Source organism: Parabacteroides chinchillae (assembly GCF_900108035.1).
Lineage (GTDB): Bacteria > Bacteroidota > Bacteroidia > Bacteroidales > Tannerellaceae > Parabacteroides > Parabacteroides chinchillae.
The window spans coordinates 1-2,533 of sequence record NZ_FNVS01000033.1 but is presented as its reverse complement, the minus strand read 5'-3'; the positions used below and the strand labels follow the sequence as shown (position 1 = coordinate 2,533).

The following is a 2,533-nucleotide window of genomic DNA, read 5'->3' as shown; positions in this document are numbered from 1 at the left end:
AATCAGCTTTGATTGTAGAAATGTCTTGTTGCATGGAAAGAGGTGAAATATTTATTCGTATGTTTTCTCCAAAGGCTCTGGTTTCTCTTGCCCATGATACAGATCTTTCCCAGTTGTGCTTTTTTGATATAGTTACTAATTTATTATACGCGGGTTGTAAATCTTTTAGGGTAATAGAGTCGTAGCCTGCATGTCCGAGCATGTTTTTGATCAGAAAATAGGTCGCTTTCAACTTCAAGGAGTCTTGTTTATAATGTTCCAGTACCTTTTCTAGTTCATCTCTGTTTGCATCCGCAAAGTCCAGTATTTTAAACAATTCTTTTTCTTCCACAGATGTACAAGACAGTAATAATAAAGCAATAATAAAAGTAAATAGTTTATTCATAATAAGTATGAGCTTGTTTTCGTCCATTTTTTTATCAATGCCAGCATAGTATAAATTGATCTTTATCTTGCTTTTTCTGTTTTATACAAGAATAGAAACAATTTATGCACAATACTATTAAGATATATTTATAGACTTCAATAACCTTGAAAAAAGGGCGGTTGAAGTCTTGTAAATAGGTTCTTAACAGGAAGTTAAAGATGAACAGAATCAGATCTGATCTTGTAGATTGTTTATTCGTATTATCCCATTGGCCAATGCTTTCACATTGCTAATACCAGATTTGAGATTGCAACTTTATTCTTGTTTGCATTAACACTCCATGCTACTCCAACAGCCAATCCCAAGTAGGGGCTTTTATTCTTTCCACTCTGCTGACGAATAATATCTCGTAAGACTTCATGTACTTCCTCTATCAAGACAGTTTATTATATTATTTTGTCGATTTCCAAATACCCGAACTGAATGTCATCATTAAAATTCATTATGACCCTTTTGTTCTGAGAATCATAACAGAAATCTATAATCTTATATCCTGTTTCCAGTGTTTTGATATAATTTCCATTCATGTCAAAAATCAAAAGCTTTGTTGGTAGATTAGACTTAACTGCACCGTCTTGGCTTTTTATAAAAGTTGTTTCTCCTGAATAGGAAATAAAGATATGATTACTACAAATAGCAACATTACCATAATAAAAAACTTTGTTTGAGGTCTCGCTATTCCACTTTGGACCATATATATTGTATAATAGAGTCCCATCAAGAGTGCAGATCGTAATCAAATCATGATAATGGTAACATTCAACGTAAATGTTATCCTTAGTAGAAACAGCAAATACAGTACGCTTCTTTTCTATGTCAGGATGTTCATACTTCATTGGAACTATTTCTCCGGTTTCCATATTCCACTTGGCAATGGATTGTTTATAACCATAGGAGCCGGTAGGTTCTATTATTCTGCCAATGCAAAGAGTATCATTTATATATTTATAAGAATCAGGAAACAGTTTTTCATTCATTTTCATTTTTACCTTAGGTTCATAAGAGGGATTCATAAGAATACTATCTAAATCATAGCTGAATATTTTCTGTTTGCCATGATCCGATACAAAAAAATGATCTGTTTCATCACTTCCTATATATCCCATATTTGCAATTTCTCCAGGCCCTTGACCTAAATAAGCAGTGCTTGTTATATATCTGAAATCATTTTTGGTAAAGATATGAATTAGTTTATCAGGAGATTTGTAATCTCCTATAATTAAATAATCTCCAACCTCTTGTAATTTACAGCTCCTGCTAATTAGAACATCTTCTATTTTTATCTCTTTTATTTTGTCATGAACATTGTTTATATTATCCCGATTAGTCTGGTATTTTTCAGTACTGGAGTTCTGTATACAACTCCAATTAATTAAAGCAATTAATAAGTAGGTTAAGTTTTTCATAAATATTTGAGATGTGATTTATATGATCTTAATTATAGAAGTAAGATAGTTATAAAATAACTGTTTGTGTTGTTGATAAATGAGGCTGTTTTAACAGCCTCATAATAAGTGATTATCTATATTCTTGTAAATTAGAATGCCACATGTAGCAATAACAACCTGTGCCATTATCTACACATCCATTTGGGCAAAGAGGATTTATATCTCCTTCTCCACTGGCCAACGCTTCCATATTCGCTAATACTAGATTCGAGATTGTAACTTCATTCTTATTCTCATTTACATTCCATGCAGTTCCAACGGCCACTATCGCAACAATTGCTATACCAAATAGTTTCTTCTTCATGATATTTTTATGTATTTATGTTATTAATCTTTTAATCGTTTATTTCTTATTTACTCTTCTTCAATAAGAAATTTCGTTATTCTTTAATTCTTCTTACTTTTGCTCCATCACCTCCTTTCTTTTAAGGTGGGACAAGGGGGAAGGTTACCGGAAGAGTTCTAATGTCTGAGAGGTTTCCTTCCCTGCTTTTTATTATATCGCCTGTCCCCGTATTTTTAATGCTATTGATTGTGCTGTATTACATTTTACCATTATGGTTTCGTCGAACATACCGGATTCTTTTGGTGTCATCTCAACGGTTACGTGGAGCGACTCACCAGGCTTGGCTGGATGTTTGTCGAAAGTAGCCACTGC

Annotated in this window: 4 protein-coding genes and 1 pseudogene; all 5 read right to left on the bottom strand. The window is 32.8% G+C overall.

The annotated features are described in order from the left end of the window. Positions 1–412 (bottom strand): annotated as a pseudogene (locus C4S38_RS15635) (hypothetical protein); the annotation flags it as partial. 236 nt (positions 413–648) lie between these two features. Beyond that, positions 649–804 (bottom strand): hypothetical protein, encoded by a 156-nt coding sequence (locus C4S38_RS15860; RefSeq protein ID WP_160034768.1) that lies wholly within the window; start codon positions 802–804, stop codon positions 649–651. Positions 805–813: 9 nt separating this feature from the next. Further along, complete coding sequence (locus C4S38_RS15630) at positions 814–1,833, bottom strand: TolB-like 6-bladed beta-propeller domain-containing protein (RefSeq protein ID WP_103984479.1); 1,020 nt, start codon at positions 1,831–1,833, stop codon at positions 814–816. Positions 1,834–1,945: 112 nt separating this feature from the next. Next, positions 1,946–2,179, bottom strand: a complete 234-nt coding sequence (locus C4S38_RS15625; protein WP_103984478.1) for an NVEALA domain-containing protein — start codon at positions 2,177–2,179, stop codon at positions 1,946–1,948. Between the two features lie 192 nt (positions 2,180–2,371). Continuing rightward, a partial coding sequence (locus tag C4S38_RS16240; RefSeq protein ID WP_146059502.1) for a DUF1573 domain-containing protein occupies positions 2,372–2,533 on the bottom strand: 162 nt, incomplete at its 5' end.